The organism is Arhodomonas sp. KWT (assembly GCF_010993615.1).
Map to the genome: position 1 here is coordinate 1 of NZ_WNXE01001163.1, position 503 is coordinate 503.

Below are 503 nucleotides of genomic sequence, written 5' to 3' on the forward strand. Positions count from 1 at the left end.
TTCACCCCGGTGGTCCACGACCGCGATGCCTGGACGGACATGAAACGGCGCGGCGCCGAGCGCCCGACGGCGGGCTTCAGCCCCATCCATATGCCGAAGAACACCGGGGCCGGCTTCGTGCTCGCGTTCCTGTCGTTCGTCTGCGGCTTCGGCCTGGTCTGGCACATCTGGTGGATGGCGGGGGCCTCCTTCCTCGCGCTGATCGCGGTCGCCATCGGCCACAGCTTCAACTATCACCGTGACTACCACATCCCCGCCGACGAGGTGCGCGACGTCGAGCAGACGTTCGCCCGGCGGGTTGCCGAGCAGGGGGCGGTATGAGCGAAACCACCGCGTCCGGCGCCGTGGGGCCCGGCGCTTCCATCTTCTACGCGACAGAGGAGCCGCATCCGGATAACGGCACGCTACTCGGGTTCTGGATCTACCTGATGAGCGACTGCCTGATCTTCGCGGTGCTGTTCGCCTGCTACGCGGTATACGGCGGGAGCTACGCCGGCGGCCCG

2 pseudogenes are annotated in these 503 nt (G+C 67.8%); both read left to right on the forward strand.

What is annotated here, in order from left to right:
- Positions 1–321: pseudogene (locus G7A99_RS24745) on the forward strand (cytochrome o ubiquinol oxidase subunit I); the annotation flags it as partial.
- Positions 318–503, forward strand: a pseudogene (locus tag G7A99_RS24750) (cytochrome o ubiquinol oxidase subunit III); the annotation flags it as partial. The pseudogenes G7A99_RS24745 and G7A99_RS24750, both read left to right, overlap by 4 nt.